This window comes from Desulfobulbus alkaliphilus (genome assembly GCF_016918545.1).
Taxonomy (GTDB): Bacteria; Desulfobacterota; Desulfobulbia; order Desulfobulbales; family Desulfobulbaceae; genus Desulfobulbus; species Desulfobulbus alkaliphilus.
The window spans coordinates 1-202 of sequence record NZ_JAFFQC010000479.1 but is presented as its reverse complement, the minus strand read 5'-3'; the positions used below and the strand labels follow the sequence as shown (position 1 = coordinate 202).

Here is a 202-nt window from a genome sequence, read left to right as displayed (position 1 = left end):
CCTGGGCCCAACCACCCCCGTCCGCTATCGAACCGACAATTTCCTGCCAGCTCCAGGACATCGAACCTGTGCCGGTAAAATACTGAAAACCAACCCGGCTGCGATACCTGTTGGGGCGAACATGCCATAGCTCAATATGACCTTCATGTCCGCCAACTCGTTCCTTGAACTGCACTGTCCCCTTGATATCCAGATCACCCGA

General features: G+C 55.0%; 1 protein-coding gene. It reads right to left on the bottom strand.

Annotated features, from left to right (window positions below):
* A partial coding sequence (locus tag JWG43_RS21270; RefSeq protein ID WP_205244532.1) for a hypothetical protein occupies window positions 1-202 on the bottom strand: 202 nt, incomplete at both ends.